Raw genomic sequence first — 15867 nt, forward strand, 5'->3', positions numbered from 1 at the left:
TCCCGGCAGGACGTCCGTGGACACGCTCAGCGCAGCCGGGGGACGGCTCGTGGCCGTGGTGTCGTCCGGAGGACGACAGTGTCATCGCTCAGGCGAGATAGTCGCGCAGGGCGTCGGCGCGCTGCGGGTCGCGCAGCTTGGCCATCGTCTCGCGCTCGATCTGGCGCACCCGCTCGCGGGAGAGACCGAACTGCTTGCCGATCTGCTCCAGCGTCCGGGGCTGGCCGCCGTCGAGGCCGAAGCGCAGCACGACGACGTCCCGCTCGCGGTCCTCCAGCGTGGAGAGCACGGTGCGCACATCGCCCTTCATCATCTGGAAGGCCACGGCATCCTCCGCGACGGCGGCGTCGGCGTCCTCGATGAAGTCACCCAGGCGGGACTCCTCGTCGGCGCCGACGGTCTGGTCGAGGCTGACCAGGTCGCGGCTGTACTCGAGCAGCTCGGTGATCCGCTCCTCGGGCAGGTCGAGCTCCAGCCCCAGCTCCTCGGCGGTGGGCTCGCGCTCCAGCTCCTGGTGCATGCGCCGGCGGGTCCGGACCACCTTGTTGACCTGCTCGGCCAGGTGGACGGGCAGCCGGATCGTGCGCCCGGAGTCGGCCATGGCGCGGGTGATCGCCTGCCGGATCCACCAGGTGGCGTAGGTGGAGAACTTGAAGCCCTTGGTGTAGTCGAACTTCTCGACGGCACGGATCAGGCCGACGTTGCCCTCCTGGATGAGGTCCAGGAACGTCATGCCGTGGCCGGTGTAGCGCTTGGCCACCGAGACGACGAGCCGGAGGTTGGCCTCCAGCAGGTGCGCCTTGGCCGCCTTGCCGTCGGTCGCCAGGATCTTGTAGTCGCGCTTGCGGGCCGGGGTGAGGCCCTCCTGCTCGGCGAGCAGGCGCTCGGCGTAAAGCCCGGCCTCGATCCGCTTGGCCAGCTCCACCTCCTGCTCCGCGGTGAGCAGAGCGGTCTTGCCGATCGTGTTGAGGTAGACGCGCACGAGGTCGGTGGAGACCAGGCCGCTGGTGTCGGGCTCCCGCCGGGGGGCGCGCACGTCCAGGGTGTCGGTGGGGGAGGACTGCAGCAGCGTCACGATGGGTCTTCGTCCTTGCCTTGGGTTCGGATGCACCTGCCGGGCGTCGTCGGGCGGCGGTGCGGTCCAGGCGTGGAGCGGGTCCACGGCTACGGGGTCACCGGCCGGTCCCGCTCTTCTCTGTCCGGTGTGGTACGCCCTGCACAACGGCCGCCACGGGGGTTCGTGTTCCGCTAACCCGCCGTTCACAGCAAACCGACAGGGAGTGTCTTCGGTCACCCCTCGGTACCCGGGGCCGCGGGGTCCCAGTCATGTCATTTGACCCCGGGCGGTTCCGCAGGTCAGACCTCCAGGAGGAGGGTCATCGGCCCCTCGTTGACCGACGAGACCCGCATGCTGGCACCGAAGACCCCGGTGGCCACGGTCGCGCCGCGGCGGCGCAGTTCGGCCACGACCTCGTCGACGAGGGGTTCGGCGAGCTCGCCCGGGGCGGCGTCCTGCCAGGACGGGCGGCGGCCCTTGCGCGTGTCGGCGTAGAGCGTGAACTGGCTGACGACGAGGAGCGGCAGCCCGAGGTCGGACGCGGACACCGCGCCGTCAGGCCCCGGGAAGATGCGCAGCTCGTGGATCTTGCGCGCCATCGCCCGTGCCCGGTCCGCGTCGTCGTCCCGGCCCACTCCGACCAGTGACAGCAAGCCGGGGCCGATCTCGCCCACGACTCCGCTGTCCACAGTTACAGCCGCTGTACTCACCCGGCTCACCACCGCTCGCACCTCGGCATCCTCCCGCGCCCCGGCCGGCGACGGGCGGGGGCCTGCGGACCCGCATGGAGGGCGGGGCCGGCGCACAGCCCCGCCACAGCCGCGGCGCCGATGGTGCTGCCGGATCGGTCGCGGCACACCGACCGGGAGAAGCTGATCATGGCCACGACGACGGCCGGTGCCGACCCTGGGCGGCGCGCCGCCGTCGTCGTCACCTCCCGGTCGAGGTGAAGGGGAGCACCGAGGCGCCGTCGCCCATCTTGCTCGCGCCGACCACGGCGAGCGTGCCATCGGCCTGCAGGATCACCGCCGCGACGTCGTCCAGTGAACCGAACCCCTTCTCCCGCGCCGCCGAGTGCAGGTCCGCCTCGATCATGCGGTGCCGGCGCAGCGCGCGGTCCACCGGCTGCCCGTCGTGGAACAGCAGCGTCGGGCCGGGGTCCACCAGCCGCCTGAGGGCAGACCACCGCGCCCGCCCCGCGGCGAACAGCCACTGCAGCGCGACGAGGAGCGCGAACGTCACGAACGCCTCCGACAACGGCACCTCCGAGGCGGTGAGCACCCGGCCGAACGCCGAGCCGAGCGTCACGGTGATGACGAAGTCGAACGGCGTCATCTTGGCCATGTTGCGGGGGCCGGTGCCGCGCAGCAGCAGCACCAGCCAGATGTAGCCGAGGGTGCCGACCAGGAGGATGCGCAGGATCGGGTCCCAGCCGTCCCAGAGGAACTGGGTCTGGTTCACGCGGGTGCCCTCCGGAGGTGTCAGGGCGCCACTGTCGACGCCGATGACCACCTCAACGGGGGGGCCTCGATCGCGCCAGCCGGGAACGCTGGGACCGGGCGGGCAGCTCCGTCGGACGACGCCTTCGCGGCGCACCGGTCGACGACCACATCGCGCCAGGGTGTCGGCGGTAACTTCGTCCTGGTGCGCCCACCAGTGAACGCGAGTTCTGCCCCACCCGAGCGGCCGTCGCGCCTGCCTCCCGCCCCCGGTCACGTCCTCCGCGGCGTGGCCATGGGCGCCGCGGAGGTCGTGCCGGGGGTCAGCGGGGGAACGGTCGCCCTCGTCGTGGGGGTCTACGAGCGGCTCATCGACGGTGCCGGGCACGTCGTGACCGCGTTGCGGCTGGCCGTGACGGGCCAGTGGGCGCGAGCCCGGGAGCAGGTGGGCCGAGCGGAGTGGTCGACCATCGTCCCGGTGCTCGTCGGCATGCTCTTCGCCGTCCTCGCCGCCGCCCGCCTCCTGGAGCCGGTGATCACCGACCACCCCGTGGGCGCCCGCGCGGTCTTCTTCGGGATGGTGCTGTTCTCGATCATCGTGCCGGCCCGGATGGTGGGGCGCTGGTCCTCGCGCGACGTCGCCGCAGCGGTGCTGGCCGCCGTCGCGGCGTTCGTGCTCACCGGCCTGCCGCCCGCAGGTGACGTGGACCCACCCCTGGCGGTGGTCGTCGTCGCCGCGGCGGTGGCGATCTGCGCGCTGGTGCTGCCCGGGCTGTCAGGTTCCTTCCTCCTGCTGACACTGGGCCTCTACCAGCCCACCCTGGCCGCGGTGAACGACCGCGATCTCGCCTACGTGGGCGCCTTCGCCCTGGGCGCGGCGCTCGGGCTGGGGATGTTCGTGAAGGCCCTGCAGGCAGCCCTCCACCGGCACCGCGCCCTGACCCTGGCGATCATGAGCGGCCTCATGGTGGGGTGCCTGCGCGCGCTGTGGCCGTGGCAGGACGAGGAGCGGACCCTGCTGGCACCGGACGACGGCGGGCTGCCGATGTTCGCCCTCGCGATCGGCGCCGGTCTCGTGGTCACCGCCTTCGTGGCCATCCAGGCCTACGTCGAACGGCGGGCCGCGCCCGAGGGCGCGCGGCCGCACAGCCACCCCCGCTGATCGAGGCCGCTCGACAGGGCCTGCGTCGTTCTCGTTGCTGGTGTCCAAGATCGCCTGGTGGGTGCGCTTCTCATCGGCCTCCTGCACCGCCACGTGCAGTCGATCATCGAGTGGCCCGATCCCGCGTGGGTCCTGATCGTCGCGGGTTTCGTGGCGCTCTGGGCCGGCGGCGAGGTGCTGCTGCGGCGCACGCGCAGGGCCGCGGAGGACCTGGTCGACGAGGTCGCGCGCTGAGCCCCTAGTCCCAGGGCCAGTCCTCCTGCGCCCGCAGCACGCCCTGCATGAATCCCCATGCGGTCACCAGATCGCTGAGCAGGGCGCCCAGGTCGGCGTCCGTGGCCAGGTCGACGTGCTCGAAGGAACGAACAGCCGCCACCTCCGCCTCGGGGAAGGCCCGCTGGAGGCGCACGAGTTCCGCGACCGGTACGGCCGGGTCGTCGAGGGCGTGTGCGGCCAGCACGTCGGCCTCGACGTCGTCGGCGACGTCGACGGGGGAGAACGTCTCCACGAGGGCGTCCCCGGGCGGCGGGAGGCTCCGGGCGAGGTCGGCCACCAGCATCGGGTCGTCGGTGGTCGCCATGCGGTAGACGTGGCGCGCGGCGGCGGGCAGACCGCTCGGGTCGCGCTGCTCGAGCGCGCGGCGCAGCGGCTCCCGTTGATCCTCGGGCACCAGCTGCGTCGCCGCGTCCCGGAGCACCGTGCGGACGACGGACTCGTCGGAGCCCTGCCACGGGTGCACCTCACCGTCCACGACAGAGACCCCGGTCACCGCCGCCTGGAGGACCCCGACCAGGTCGGCGTAGGCGCCGAAGGTCGCGACCAGGTCGATGCAGCCGGCCACGCGCTCGTCGGCGGCCGCGACCAGGGCGAGGGACCCGCCGTAGGAGAACCCGAGGAGCACCAGCTCATCGCCACCGCGGCAGAGCTCCGCGGCCACCTCCACCACCCGGGCGAGGTCGTCGACGTCCAGCACCTGCCCGTAGAGGTTCAGCTCGGGGACCACCACCTCCCGCCCCGCGGCGGCGAGCGACGAGGCCAGGGACACGACACGCTCGTCGTCCCGCCCGGCGGGGGCCGCACCGGGCACCACGAGGACCGGCGGCGCGTCAGCAGCGGGCGAGTAGCGGTCGACGACCACGTCCCCCAACTGCTGCTCGCTGCGCTCGACCGGTGGCGCCCACGGCCGGGGGAGCGGCCCGTCGAGCGCGCTGTCGAGCACGAACACGGCCTTCGCGGTCGCGCGCACGGCCGGGTGGCACACCAGTCCCGCGACGGCGAGCGCGGTCGTGACCAGCACCAACGCCAGGGTGGCCCGGAGAGCTGGACGGCGCGGCATCTCCCGATCCTCCCGCGGTCCGCACTCCTTGCGGAGGCCACCGGCGGAGCCGGGCACGTGCGCCGCGGTTGCGGGTCAACGCTCGCAGAGCGGGTGCGTCCGGCTGGGCTCACTGGCCCGGGCGATCCCCGCTGTCTTCTCGCCGACGCCGGCGGACGAGGGCGGCCAGGTGACCGACGACGAGGACGGCCATGCCGGCGGTCGTCCACCAGAGCTCCGCGACAGCCGCGGCTGCGCCCATGACGACGGCCGCAGCCATCAGCCACCAGCGCGCCCCGCTGTCCCACCGTGGCCAGTTCACCCGCTCCAGGCTAGAAGTCGCGGCACCACGCCGTCACGAGGTCAGCACCCGGTCCGGCGCCAGCTCCCGAGCGGTGAGCGCTGCCGGTAACCAGCCTGATCGTGCACCGGCCACGACTGGGTGCGGCATCGTGACCGGTGGATCTTCGGCCAGAGGGCGTAGGGCAGGGGCCAGGCCAGCGCCCAGATGATCACCCCGGCGGTCAGGCCGTCGATCCAGCCGGTCAGGTGCGTGGTGCGGGCCGGGTCGTCGACGGCGAGGATGGCCAGGCCGAGCAGGCCGCAGGCCACCGTCCACCCGGCGAGTGCCCGGGCCCACAGCTGCCACTCGTAGCGGGCCCGTGCCTGCCCGTCCTTCGGCGGGCGGACGGGTGGCGGGCCACCGGCGAACCGGTGGGCGAAGCGCTGATCGGCCCAGCGCAGGGTGACCGATCCGAAGGCCACGGAGAAGCCGATGTAGACGGCGGCGAGCCCGTGCGCGGCGCCGGCTGTGCTGCCCGAGCGGAGGTCGAGGACGGAGGCGATGAGCAGGGCCAGGTCGAGCATCGGGGCGCCGGCCAGCAGGACAGCGCTGGTGCGGCGCAGGCGCAGGAGGTAGCGGGCGATCAGGCCGGCCCCGAGCAGGCACCAGAAGCCGACCTCGCAGGCCACGACGAGTGCGATCAGGAACCCGTTCACCGGATGGACTCCGCTCCGACCGCCGTCCCGGTGTCGGCGGAGCCCACGTCGGCGGAGCGTGGCGCACGGTGCATCAGCCAGGTGCGTGGACCACCGTCGGGCAGGTCGACGACGTCGGTCACCGTGAAGCCGAGGCGCTGGTAGAAGCGCACGTTGCGCGGCGCGCTGGTCTCCAGGTGCACCGGCAGCCCGGATCGATCGGCGCGGGTGAGCCCCGGTCCGAGGGCGGCCGCCCCCAGGCCCCGCCCCTGGTAGCTCCTTCCCACGCCGACGCTGGCCAGCAGCAGGTGTTCGCCGTCGGGCCGGTACGGGGCGAACACGGCGTCGGCGGCGGCGGCCGTGGCCGCGCGGTCACCGGCGAGGTCGGCGACCGCCGGTCCGATCTCGCGCCACACCTGGTCGGGGACGGCGGTGCCGGGCAGCCAGACCGCGACCGCCGCTGGGACGTCGTCGGTGCAGCCCAGGTCGATGTGTCCGTAGGGCAGGGCGACGGCGGTGAGGTACAGCTCCTGCAGTGCCGTCAGCCGCCGGTCGTGGTCGTCGGCGGCGACGGTCCAGCGGGTCCAGGGGTAGTCGGTGAAGGCGTCGGCGAGGAGCGCGGCCGCGGCCGGGAGGTCGCCGGCCGTGGCGGGGCGCAGGTGCAGCGTCATCGGTCCTCCGGCCGGGGGCGGGCTGACGTGAGGTGGCGGTAGGCGGCGGGAGTCCAGGCGGCGAGCACCTTGGGCCGCAGGGTGGCGCCGAGGCGGCGGTAGAAGCGCTGGGCGTCGATGTTGTCGACCTCCATGCCCCAGCGGATGAGCAGCTGGTCGGGTGCGGCGAGTGCGGCGAGGGCGGCCATGAGCCGGCGGCCGACGCCGCCGTCGCGGTGGCCGGGGCGGACGAAGAGGTCGTCGAGGTCGAGCACGTCGCCGCCGGTCCACAGGTGCAGCCGGCGAAGGGCGGAGACGTAGCCGACCGCCTGTCCGGCCCGCTCGGCGAGCAGCACGATGACATCGGGGCGGTCGAGCAGCCGACGCCACTGCTCCACATCGACGTGCACGTGTGCGCTCTGGTTCTCGTGGGCGGCGAGCTCGCCGACCATCGCGGCGACGACGGCGGCGTCGGTGGGTGCGGCCCGCCGGATCGCGACGGGCGGGGTCGACTTGGCGAGGGAGCTGCTGTCGGCCGCGGGCAGATGGGTCATGGTCGGCTCCTGCAGTGTGGCGTGGACTCGGGGCGGGGTGGAGGTCGGACGGTCGCAGCGGGGAGGTGCCGGTGCCCGACCCGGGTGCGGCCGGGCCCGGTACCGGGCGATCACCGGGCGGCGATGGCGGTGAGCACGTCGAGCCGGGCGGCCCGGCGGGCGGGCAGCAGACCGGCGGCCAGGCCGGCGAGCACCGTCACGGCGGCGACGGCGAGCAGCCGGACCACGGGGACCTCCATGACGAACGAGTTGTCCCCGGACAACCCGGCCAGGGTGGCCGCGGCCAGACCGAGACCGAGACCGATCCCCACGACCGCGGCGACGGCGGCGATCAGCGCCGCCTCGGCTCGGACCATCGACGACAGCTGCGCGCGGGTCATGCCGACCGCCCGCAGCAGCCCGATCTCGCGGGTCCGCTCGACTATGGACAGCGCCAGGGTGTTGGTGATGCCCAGCAGCGCGATGCAGACGGCGAAACCGAGCAGCACGGTGATCAGGCCGAGCACCTGGTCGACGGCGGCGGCGCGACCGGCCGCGGCCTCGGCCTGGTCGAGCACCTCGGCGTTGGGGAAGTCGGCGACCGCTGTGCGCAGCGCCGTCCGCGCGTGGGCCGGGTCGGTGCCGTCGGCGAGGGCGACGTAGACGGTGGCGTCGACGTTCTCGCTGAAGTGGGCGGCGTAGGTGTCCAGGGAGATGACGTAGCTGGTGGACAGCGCGCGGGCGGAGTCGTCGGCCATCAGCCCGACCACCCGCAGCCGCTGGTCACCGTCGCGCGGGAGGGTCAGCGCGAGACTGTCGCCGACGGACAGGCCGCGCTCGGCAGCAACGCCGTCGGCGAGCACTATGCCCCCGTCGATGAGGGCGGCCAGGTCGCCGGCGGTCATGTCGATGTCGGCGACACGGGGCAGGGTGGCCGGGTCGACCGCGGTGAGCGCGCTGGTCGTGCCGGCGTCGAGCCAGTGGCCGTAGCGGACCGCGGAGACGGTGGCGACCTCGGGCAGGGCGGCGACGCGGGCGGCGATCTGCGGGGACAGTCCGCCGAGCATCTCGTCGCGGCTGCTCTGCACCAGCAGGTCGGCGGTGATCGCCTCACCGGTGGTCGCGCCGATGGCCTTCACCGAGCTGCCGAGCACCGTGACGAAGCCGATCAGCGCCAGGCTCAGCGCCAGGGCCATCGCGGTGGCTGCGGTACGCCGCGGGTTGCGCACCACGGACTCCCGGGCCAGCTGGCCGGGCACGCCGAGGCCGGTGAGCGGCCGGCCGACCGCGCGCGCGAGCCGCGGCGTCAGCACGGGGCCCAGCACGATCAGGCCGAACAGCAGCAGCACCGCGCCCAGCGCGACGCCGGCGATGTCGCGCAGCAGCGCGGCGGCAAGCAGGCCCGCCAGGCCGAGCGCGGAGGCCGCCCAGCCGGCGATCAGCCGGCCGCGTCGGGGGGCCGTCGGCACCGGGTCGGAGCTACGCATGGCCTCCACCGGCGCGGTGCGGGCAGCCCGTCGGGCCGGACCCAGCACGGCCAGCAGCGTGATCACCGTGCCGGAGGCCAGCGCGACGACGATCGTGCGGGCGGTGACGGTCAGCGGGCCGTCGGGCAGCGCCAACCCGACGCCGGAGGCCAGCCCCCGCAGGGCGTAGGCGGCGCCGACTCCGGCGGCGGTGCCGCCCGCGGCGCCGGTGACGCCGACCAGCAGCGCCTCACCGAGCACGGAGACGAACACCTGCCGGCCGGTGGCTCCGGCGGCACGCAGCAGCGCCAGCTCCCCGGCGCGCTGGGTGAGCACGATGCCGAAGGTGTTGGCGATCAGGAACCCGCCGACGACGAGACCGGCGGCGGCCAGCGCCAGCAGCACGATGCGCAGGTAGTCGATGCTCTCCTTGGCGGCGTCGGCGCTGGCGGCGGCGGCGTCCTGGGCGTTGGCCACGGCGTAGTCCTCGCCGAGGGCGGCGGCCAGATCGCCGCGCAGATCGGTCACGGCGACGTCGTCGGCAGCGAGCACGTCGAGCGAGGTGACGCCGGCGCCGAGGTCGAGCAGCGCCTGCGCGGTGGGCAGGTCGACCAGCGCCACGGTGCTGTTGGCCAGGCCGTCGCCGTCTCCGACGCCGGTCAGGCCGACGACGCGCAGCTGCCGGCTGGCGGTCGCCGACACGGTGACGGTGTCGCCGAGAGCGATGCCGTGCTCGGCGGCGGTCGCCGAGTCGAGCACCACCTCCCCGTCACCGGCCGGGGCGCGGCCGGCCCGCAGGCTGTAGGCAGTGAACGGGGCCTCGGCCCAGGAGGCGAGGATGGTCGGCCCCGCCAGTCCCACGGACTGCCCGTCGACCTGCAGCTGCCCTGGACCCGAGGCCACCGCCCGGACCCGGTCGACACCGGGGGTGGCAGCGGTGCGGTCGGCGAGCCCGACCGGTAGCGGGTCGCGCTGCACCTCGACCCCCATCGCGGCGTCGAAGGCGGCCGCACCCCGGACGGTGAGGTCGACGCCGGCGGCGGTGGCGCGGAACTGCTCGTCGAGCAGCCGACTGCTGGTGTCGGTGAGCACGAGGCTGCCGGCGGCGAACGCGACACCGAGCGCGACGGCCAGCCAGGTCAGCGCAAGCCGGGACCGGTGCGCGAGCGCGTTGGCGAGAGCCAGTCGGAACATCTCGGCTCACACCCCCGCTCGCGTGTCGAGACCGGCCATGCGGGCGAGCACCGTCTCGGCGGTGGGGTCGGGCAGCTCGTCGACGATGCGGCCGTCGGCGAGGAAGACGACGCGGTCGGCGGAGGCGGCCGCGACCGGATCGTGGGTGACCATGACGATCGTCTGGCCCAGCGTGCGGGTGGCGTTGCGCAGGAAGGACAGCAGCGCGGCGCCGGCGCGGGAGTCGAGGTTGCCGGTCGGCTCGTCGGCGAAGACCAGCTCTGGGCGGGCGATCAGCGCCCGGCCGACGGCGACGCGCTGCTGCTGCCCCCCGGACAGCTGCGCCGGGCTGTGGTCGAGCCGGTCACCCAAGCCCAGCATCGCCACCAGCTTCTCCTGCCACGCCGGGTCGGGGCGCTTGCCGGCGAGCGTGAGCGGCAAGCTGATGTTCTCGGCGGCGGTCAGCGACGGGATGAGGTTGAACGCCTGGAAGACGAAGCCGATCCGCTCGCGACGCAGCAGGGTGCGGTCGCGCTCGGACAGCGTGGTCAGGTCGGTGTCGCCGAGGAGGACCCGGCCGGAGTAGACGGCGTCGAGGCCGGCGAGGGCGTGCACGAGGGTCGACTTGCCCGACCCGGAGGGACCCATGACGGCGGTGAACTCACCGGCGGGGATCGCGACCGAGGCGCCGTCGAGGGCTCGGACTGTGGCCTCGCCGCGGCCGTAGGTCTTGACCAGGTCGATGGCGCGGGCGGCGATCGGCGGCTCGGCTTCCGTCGTCGCGGCGGCCGGGACGGCGGAGGAACGGGTCATGGTCTCTCCTGCAGAGGGGGGCCGAGGGTGCGGTGGGAGAAGAGGGCGGGCGGGCATGGCGTCTCCTGGGGGCGTGTGGGGCGGGTGGTCAGCGGGTGCGGCGGCGCAGGGAGCGGGCCCCGGCCGCCCGCGCGAGCCGGTGGGTGCGGGCGTCGAGGAGCAGTTCGGCCTGGCGGGCGTGGAAGAGCTCCTCGTGGAGCAGGTTCACGGCGGGGGTCCCTTCGTGCGGGCGGTGCAGGGAGTGGGGGAGCGCCGGCGGCGGGAGCATCGCGGGCTTCCGCCGCCGGGCGGTCAGGGCAGGACGCGGTAGCCGGCCGCCTCGATCGCGGCGGCGATGTCGGCGCGGTCCACCGGCCGGGTAGCGGTGACGGTGGCCATGCCGCTGGCCAGGTCGACGGTGACGGTCTCGACGCCGTCGACGGCGGCGATCTGCTCGGTGACCGCCTGGCGGCAGTGCGCGCAGGTCATCCCGGTGACGCGGAAGGTGGTGGCGCCGATGAAGGTGCGCGGGGTGCCGGACAGCATGGGGAGCTCCTGGTGCATGGGTGCGGCGTCGGTCGGGAGGAGCCTCGGCGCCGGGGTGGGTGCCTCTCACCGGGGGAATCGCCGGTATCTGTGCTGGGATCGGCCGGGTCAGTGCCCGTGCCCGTGCCCGTGGCCGGCGGTGCCGGCCGGGGGCTTGCCGCCGGGAACGGCGAGTGCGGTGAGCACGAACAGCGCGGCGAGGACGGCGGCGGTGACGGCGAACGCCCGGCCGTAGCCGTCGATGAGCCCGGCGGAGGTGGCGAGGTCGCCGGCGACGGCGGTGAGCGCGGCGACGCCGAGGGCGGCGCCGATCTCGTGGCCGGTCATCATCAGGCCCGAGGCCAGCCCGGAGCGCTCGGCGGGCACGTCGCTCATCGCGGCGACGGCGATGGCCACGAACATCGGGCCGACGCCGGCACCGACGAGCAGGAAGCCGGGCAGCACGTGGGCGGCGTAGGAGGTGCCGCCGGCGCTCGTGGCCAGCAGCAGCACGCCGGCGGCCAGCACGACCAACCCGCCGAGGATGAGGGTGCGGGCGCCGAGGTGGCCGATGACCTTCGACGCGGCGGCGGCGGCGAGGGTGATCGCGGCGGCCAGCGGCAGGAACTGCAAGCCGGCCACGACCGGCGTCGAGCCCACGATGGCCTGCAGGTACAGCGAGGTCAGGAAGATCGCGCCGACCACCACACCGGTGACACCGGCCATCACCGCCGAGGCCGAGACCAGCGACCGCATCCGCCAGGTGGTCGGCGGGATGAGCGGATCGGCGGCGCGCCGCTCGAGCCGGGCGAACGTCGTGAGCAGGGCGGCGGCGGCGGCCAGCGCGAGCCAGGTGCGCGGCGCGGCCCAGCCGGCCGAGCGGGTGGCCTCGATGCCGAACACCAGGGCCAGCAGCCCGCCGACCAGGGTGAGCGCACCGGGCACGTCGAGGCGGCGCAGCGCACCGGTCCTCGAGTTGCCGCAGGTCACGGTGCGCAGGGTGCCGAGCACGACGGCGATGCCGATCGGCACGTTGATGAAGAAGACCGCCCGCCAGCCCAGCGCGCTGGTCAGCGCCCCGCCGAAGAGCACGCCGGCGGCGATGCCGAGGCTGCCGACGGTGCCCCACACCGCGAGCGCGGTCTGCCGCTGCTTTCCGGCGTAGGCGGTCATGATGATCGACAAGGCGGCCGGGGTGAGCAGCGCCGCACCGGCACCCTGCGCCGCCCGGGCTCCGATGAGCGTGAGCGGGGTCTGCGCCAGACCGCTGACCAGCGACGCGGCGGTGAACAGGGCGATACCGGCGAGGGCCGCGCGGCGCCGGTCGAGCAGGTCGGCGATCCGGCCGCCGAGCAGCAGCAGCCCGCCCGACAGCAGCACGTAGGCGCTGATCGTCCACTGGTAGTCCGCGGCCGACAGGCGCAGGGACTCGCTGATGGACGGCAGGGCGACGTTCACCACCGACACGTCCAGGATGACCATGAACTGCGCGGCGATCATCAGCGCGAAGACCGTCCACGGCCGGCGCGGCTCGTCCGCGGCAGGTGCCGCGTGGCCGTGGCCGCAGGCGTGCGGGTGCTGGTGAGCGGGCGCCGCCGGTTCGATGGCGGGGTGGGCCGACATGGCTCCTCCTCAGGGTGGGTCTGCGGGTCTGGCTGCCACGCTCGCCGCCGTCGCGGGCCCTCACGCCGGGAAAACCACCGGGATCGCGATCACGGGACCTGTCCGCTGCGCTCGGTACGGTCCCGTTCGTGCTGGCCGGACGGGATGCCGAACGCGCGGCGATCGCTGCGCTGCTCGGCGCCGCCCGCGCCGGGGCCGGCGGATCCCTGGTGATCCGCGGCGTGGCCGGGTCGGGCAAGTCGACGCTGCTGGCCGACGCGGTCAGCGCCGTGGCCGGCATGCGGGTGCTGCGCACGTCGGGGGTGGAGTCGGAGTCGCCGCTGGCGTTCGCCGCGTTGCAGCGGCTGCTGTGGCCGCTGCGCGCCCGCCTGGACGCGCTACCGGCGCGGCAGGCCGCCGCGCTGGGCGCGGCACTGGGCGAGGCCGACGGCGAGGGCGATCGGTTCCTGGCGTTCCTGGGGACGCTGAGCCTGCTCGCCGACGCCGCCGAGGAGGCCCCGGTGCTGGTCGTGGTCGACGATGCGCACTGGCTCGATGACGCCTCGGCCGCGGCGCTGCTGTTCGTCGCTCGCCGGCTGCAGGCCGAGCGCGTCGCGCTGCTGTTCGCCGCCCGCGAGGGCGAGGCCTACGGCTTCGAGGCGCCCGACCTGCCCACCGCCGTGCTCGGTGGCGTGAGCGGTGCCGACGCCGAGGAGCTGCTGACCGCCCAGGGCAACGGTGAGGTCGACCCGGCGGTGCGCGACCGGCTGGTGGCCGCGACCGGTGGCAACCCGCTCGCGCTCGGTGAGCTCGCCGCCGCGCTGACCGGTGACCAGCTGGCCGGGCGGGCGCCGCTGCCGACCCCGCTTCCGTTGACCGGCGGGGTCGAGCGCGGGTTCCTCGACCGGGTCCGTCGCCTGAGCGCCCCGGCCCAGCGGCTGCTGCTCCTGGTCGCAGCCGACGACACGGGCCGGCTGACCGTGGTCCGCGACGCCGCCTCGCGGCTCGACATCGCCGACGACGCCGTGGACGAGGCGGAGGGGATCGGGCTGCTCCGCGTCGACGGCGACACCCTGGCGCTGTACCACCCGCTGGTCCGCTCGGCGGTGTACCGGGCGGCCACCAGCGCGCAGCGCCGCGCTGCCCACCGAGCCCTGGCCGACGTCCTCGGCGCCGACCCCGACAGGCGCGCCTGGCACCTGGCGGCGGCGGCCGATCGGCCCGACGAGACGGTGGTCGGCGCGCTCGACGGCGTCGCCGAGCGCGCCGCCGCCCGCGGAGGACACGAGGCCGCCTCCGCCGCCTGGGCCCGCGCCGCCGAACTGACCGTCGACAGCGCCGCCCGCGGCCGGCGGCTGTTCTCCGCTGCCTCCTCGGCCTGGCTCGGCGCCCATCCGTCGCACGCCGCCGGGCTGGCGGCCGCCGCCGCGGCCGATGTCACCGACCCGGTGCAGCGCGCACGGCTGCTGCTGCTGCACGGCCAGATCGAGTGGAACATCCACTCCCTTGACGACGGCTACGACCTCGTCCTGGAGGCCGCCACCCTCGCCGCCACAGCCGACGAGGCGACCGCGCGGCCGCTGGCGATGCTCGCCGCGGCGCTGTCGGCGTTCGGGGCGCGCTCCCCGCGCCCGGTCGACCCCGCCACGCTGGTCGGCCGACCTCCCGCCGACGCACCGGCCACCGGCCGGGCGGCCTGGGAGCTGCTGCAGGGGTTCGCCGCCGTCGGCCGGCGGGACTGGGCGCACGCCGCGGCCTCGTTCCGGCGCGCGTTCGACCTGACCGACGCCGAGCCGCTCGACGGCGACCACGTGCTGCAGCCCAACCTCGGCATCGCCGCCTGGCTCATCGACGACGACGAGCGCAGCCTGCGGCTGCACGCCGAGCAGCTGACCGCCGCCCGCCGCGCCGGCGCGCTCAACATGGTCGAGCACGCCCTCACCCGCGGGCTCCCCGCGCAGCTGGCGACCGGGGCGTGGACGAGAGCCGCCGCAGCCGCCGCCGAGGCGCTGCCGCTGACCGCGAGCACCGGCTCCACGGGGCTGACCGCCCTGCCCACCGCGCAGCTGGCGGTGATCGCGGCCCTGCGCGGGGACGATGCCGCCGACCGCCACCTCGCCGACGTCGCCGCGGTCCGCGCGGCGCACCCGGTCGGCATCACCGACAGCCTCGTCACCGACCTGGCGCACTGGGCGCAGGCGCTGCGCGGCGCCGACCGGCCCGCGCCCGCGCTGCACCACCTGGAGCAGCTGCAGAACCCGATGCTGCGCCGCATGGCCGCCCTGGACGTCTTCGACATCGCCGTCCGCTCCGGCCGGACCGACGTCGTGCGCACGTGGCTGGCCGAGGTCGAGCAGTTCGCCGCGGCCACCGGCATCGCCTCGGCGGTCGCCGTCACCGAGCACGGCCGCGCGCTGCTCGCCGACGGCCCGGACGCCGAGAAGCACTTCCTGGCCGGCCTCGGTGCGCACGCCGCCTCACCGCGGCTGCCCGACCGGGCCCGCACCCAGCTTGCCTTCGGTGAGCACCTGCGGCGCACCCGGCGGCGGGTCGACGCCCGCGAGCACCTGCGGGCCGCGCTCACCGTCTTCGAGGAGCTCGGCGCCGCGCCCTACGCCGAACGGGCCGCCCAGGAGCTGCGCGCCTCCGGGGAGACCGCCCGCCGCCGCGACGTCACCACCACCACCGAACTGACCCCGCAGGAGCGCCAGGTCGCCGCACTCGTCCGGCAGGGCCTGTCGAATCGGGACGTCGCGGCGCGGCTGTTCGTGTCCCCCCGCACCGTCGACTTCCACCTGCGCAACGTGTTCAGCAAGCTCGGCGTGGCCTCCCGGGCGGAGCTCACCGCTCTTCCGGTCGACTAGCCGCAGGGCTCGGGGCTGCTCCGGCGCCGTGCGGGCGCCCGGAACCGACCTGGCGGTTCTCCCCGGGTGCCCGGACCGGCCGGCGCGACGTGCCCGGCCGGCACGTTCCCGGCCTGCCCTGGCAGCCTGCCGCGGCTCCGCCCTGCTCGCCTCCTCGGCGTTCACGCCCGGGCGCTGGCCGCCCGGCTCATCGCGGACGCCGCCGGGCCGCAGCAACCCACCGGCCCGGCCCCGGCAATCCCGGCGGTTCTCCCGGCGTGACGCCGGCGGTCCGTTCCTAGCGTCGGCCTCAGCCCACCGAGCCACTGATC

At 75.1% G+C, this 15867-nt stretch carries 15 protein-coding genes; 3 read left to right on the forward strand and 12 right to left on the reverse strand.

Annotated features, from left to right (window positions below; translation table 11 throughout):
* Positions 1-88: 88 nt before the first annotated feature.
* The 3 genes from sigB to ACI8AG_RS06750 form a co-directional block, all read right to left on the reverse strand.
* Complete coding sequence (gene sigB / locus ACI8AG_RS06740; protein ID WP_456596402.1) at positions 89-1075, reverse strand: RNA polymerase sigma factor SigB; 987 nt, start codon at positions 1073-1075, stop codon at positions 89-91.
* A gap of 281 nt (positions 1076-1356) precedes the next feature.
* Positions 1357-1788, reverse strand: a complete 432-nt coding sequence (gene dtd / locus ACI8AG_RS06745) for a D-aminoacyl-tRNA deacylase (RefSeq protein ID WP_456596403.1) — start codon at positions 1786-1788, stop codon at positions 1357-1359.
* A gap of 199 nt (positions 1789-1987) precedes the next feature.
* Entirely contained in the window at positions 1988-2518 is a 531-nt protein-coding gene (locus ACI8AG_RS06750) for a DUF421 domain-containing protein (RefSeq protein ID WP_456596404.1), read from the reverse strand.
* Positions 2519-2791: 273 nt separating this feature from the next.
* Between ACI8AG_RS06750 and ACI8AG_RS06755 the strand changes: the two genes are divergently transcribed.
* Both ACI8AG_RS06755 and ACI8AG_RS06760 read left to right on the forward strand, forming a co-directional pair.
* Positions 2792-3658, forward strand: coding sequence for a DUF368 domain-containing protein (locus ACI8AG_RS06755; protein WP_456596503.1), 867 nt, complete (start codon positions 2792-2794; stop codon positions 3656-3658).
* 57 nt (positions 3659-3715) lie between these two features.
* Positions 3716-3892, forward strand: a complete 177-nt coding sequence (locus tag ACI8AG_RS06760; RefSeq protein WP_456596405.1) for a hypothetical protein — start codon at positions 3716-3718, stop codon at positions 3890-3892.
* 4 nt (positions 3893-3896) lie between these two features.
* Here ACI8AG_RS06760 and ACI8AG_RS06765 read toward each other — a convergent pair whose 3' ends face one another.
* The 9 genes from ACI8AG_RS06765 to ACI8AG_RS06805 form a co-directional block, all read right to left on the reverse strand.
* Entirely contained in the window at positions 3897-4994 is a 1098-nt protein-coding gene (locus tag ACI8AG_RS06765; protein ID WP_456596406.1) for a hypothetical protein, read from the reverse strand.
* Positions 4995-5103: 109 nt separating this feature from the next.
* The gene (locus ACI8AG_RS06770) at positions 5104-5295 is read right to left on the reverse strand and encodes a hypothetical protein (protein WP_456596407.1); all 192 of its coding nucleotides are present in this window, start codon (positions 5293-5295) and stop codon (positions 5104-5106) included.
* A gap of 41 nt (positions 5296-5336) precedes the next feature.
* Positions 5337-5972 (reverse strand): hypothetical protein, encoded by a 636-nt coding sequence (locus ACI8AG_RS06775; protein WP_456596408.1) that lies wholly within the window; start codon positions 5970-5972, stop codon positions 5337-5339.
* The gene (locus ACI8AG_RS06780) at positions 5969-6622 is read right to left on the reverse strand and encodes a GNAT family N-acetyltransferase (protein ID WP_456596409.1); all 654 of its coding nucleotides are present in this window, start codon (positions 6620-6622) and stop codon (positions 5969-5971) included. The genes ACI8AG_RS06775 and ACI8AG_RS06780 overlap by 4 nt, the downstream gene beginning before the upstream one ends.
* Positions 6619-7155, reverse strand: a complete 537-nt coding sequence (locus ACI8AG_RS06785) for an N-acetyltransferase family protein (RefSeq protein ID WP_456596410.1) — start codon at positions 7153-7155, stop codon at positions 6619-6621. Before ACI8AG_RS06785 ends, ACI8AG_RS06780 begins: the two co-directional genes overlap by 4 nt.
* A gap of 110 nt (positions 7156-7265) precedes the next feature.
* On the reverse strand, positions 7266-9794 hold the full coding sequence (locus ACI8AG_RS06790; RefSeq protein ID WP_456596411.1) for an FtsX-like permease family protein: 2529 nt from the start codon (positions 9792-9794) through the stop codon (positions 7266-7268).
* Between the two features lie 6 nt (positions 9795-9800).
* On the reverse strand, positions 9801-10586 hold the full coding sequence (locus tag ACI8AG_RS06795; RefSeq protein ID WP_456596412.1) for an ABC transporter ATP-binding protein: 786 nt from the start codon (positions 10584-10586) through the stop codon (positions 9801-9803).
* A 291-nt stretch (positions 10587-10877) separates the two neighbouring features.
* The gene (locus tag ACI8AG_RS06800) at positions 10878-11111 is read right to left on the reverse strand and encodes a heavy-metal-associated domain-containing protein (protein ID WP_456587741.1); all 234 of its coding nucleotides are present in this window, start codon (positions 11109-11111) and stop codon (positions 10878-10880) included.
* Between the two features lie 108 nt (positions 11112-11219).
* Positions 11220-12713: an MFS transporter gene (locus ACI8AG_RS06805; protein ID WP_456596413.1), complete on the reverse strand. Its 1494-nt coding sequence runs from the start codon at positions 12711-12713 to the stop codon at positions 11220-11222.
* A 128-nt stretch (positions 12714-12841) separates the two neighbouring features.
* Between ACI8AG_RS06805 and ACI8AG_RS06810 the strand changes: the two genes are divergently transcribed.
* The gene (locus ACI8AG_RS06810; protein WP_456596414.1) at positions 12842-15556 is read left to right on the forward strand and encodes an AAA family ATPase; all 2715 of its coding nucleotides are present in this window, start codon (positions 12842-12844) and stop codon (positions 15554-15556) included.
* The last annotated feature ends 311 nt before the right edge of the window (positions 15557-15867 follow it).

This window comes from Blastococcus sp. SYSU DS0552 (assembly GCF_054050815.1).

Bases quoted from the DNA above. Each gene is read 5' to 3' on its own strand.
- ACI8AG_RS06790 (WP_456596411.1), bottom strand. From the start codon at position 9,794: ATGTTCCGACTGGCTCTCGCCAACGCGCTCGCGCACCGGTCCCGGCTT.
- ACI8AG_RS06800 (WP_456587741.1), bottom strand. From the start codon at position 11,111: ATGCTGTCCGGCACCCCGCGCACCTTCATCGGCGCCACCACCTTCCGC.
- ACI8AG_RS06780 (WP_456596409.1), bottom strand. From the start codon at position 6,622: ATGACGCTGCACCTGCGCCCCGCCACGGCCGGCGACCTCCCGGCCGCG.
- ACI8AG_RS06805 (WP_456596413.1), bottom strand. From the start codon at position 12,713: ATGTCGGCCCACCCCGCCATCGAACCGGCGGCGCCCGCTCACCAGCAC.
- ACI8AG_RS06765 (WP_456596406.1), bottom strand. From the start codon at position 4,994: ATGCCGCGCCGTCCAGCTCTCCGGGCCACCCTGGCGTTGGTGCTGGTC.
- ACI8AG_RS06785 (WP_456596410.1), bottom strand. From the start codon at position 7,155: ATGACCCATCTGCCCGCGGCCGACAGCAGCTCCCTCGCCAAGTCGACC.
- ACI8AG_RS06795 (WP_456596412.1), bottom strand. From the start codon at position 10,586: ATGACCCGTTCCTCCGCCGTCCCGGCCGCCGCGACGACGGAAGCCGAG.
- ACI8AG_RS06755 (WP_456596503.1), top strand. From the start codon at position 2,792: ATGGGCGCCGCGGAGGTCGTGCCGGGGGTCAGCGGGGGAACGGTCGCC.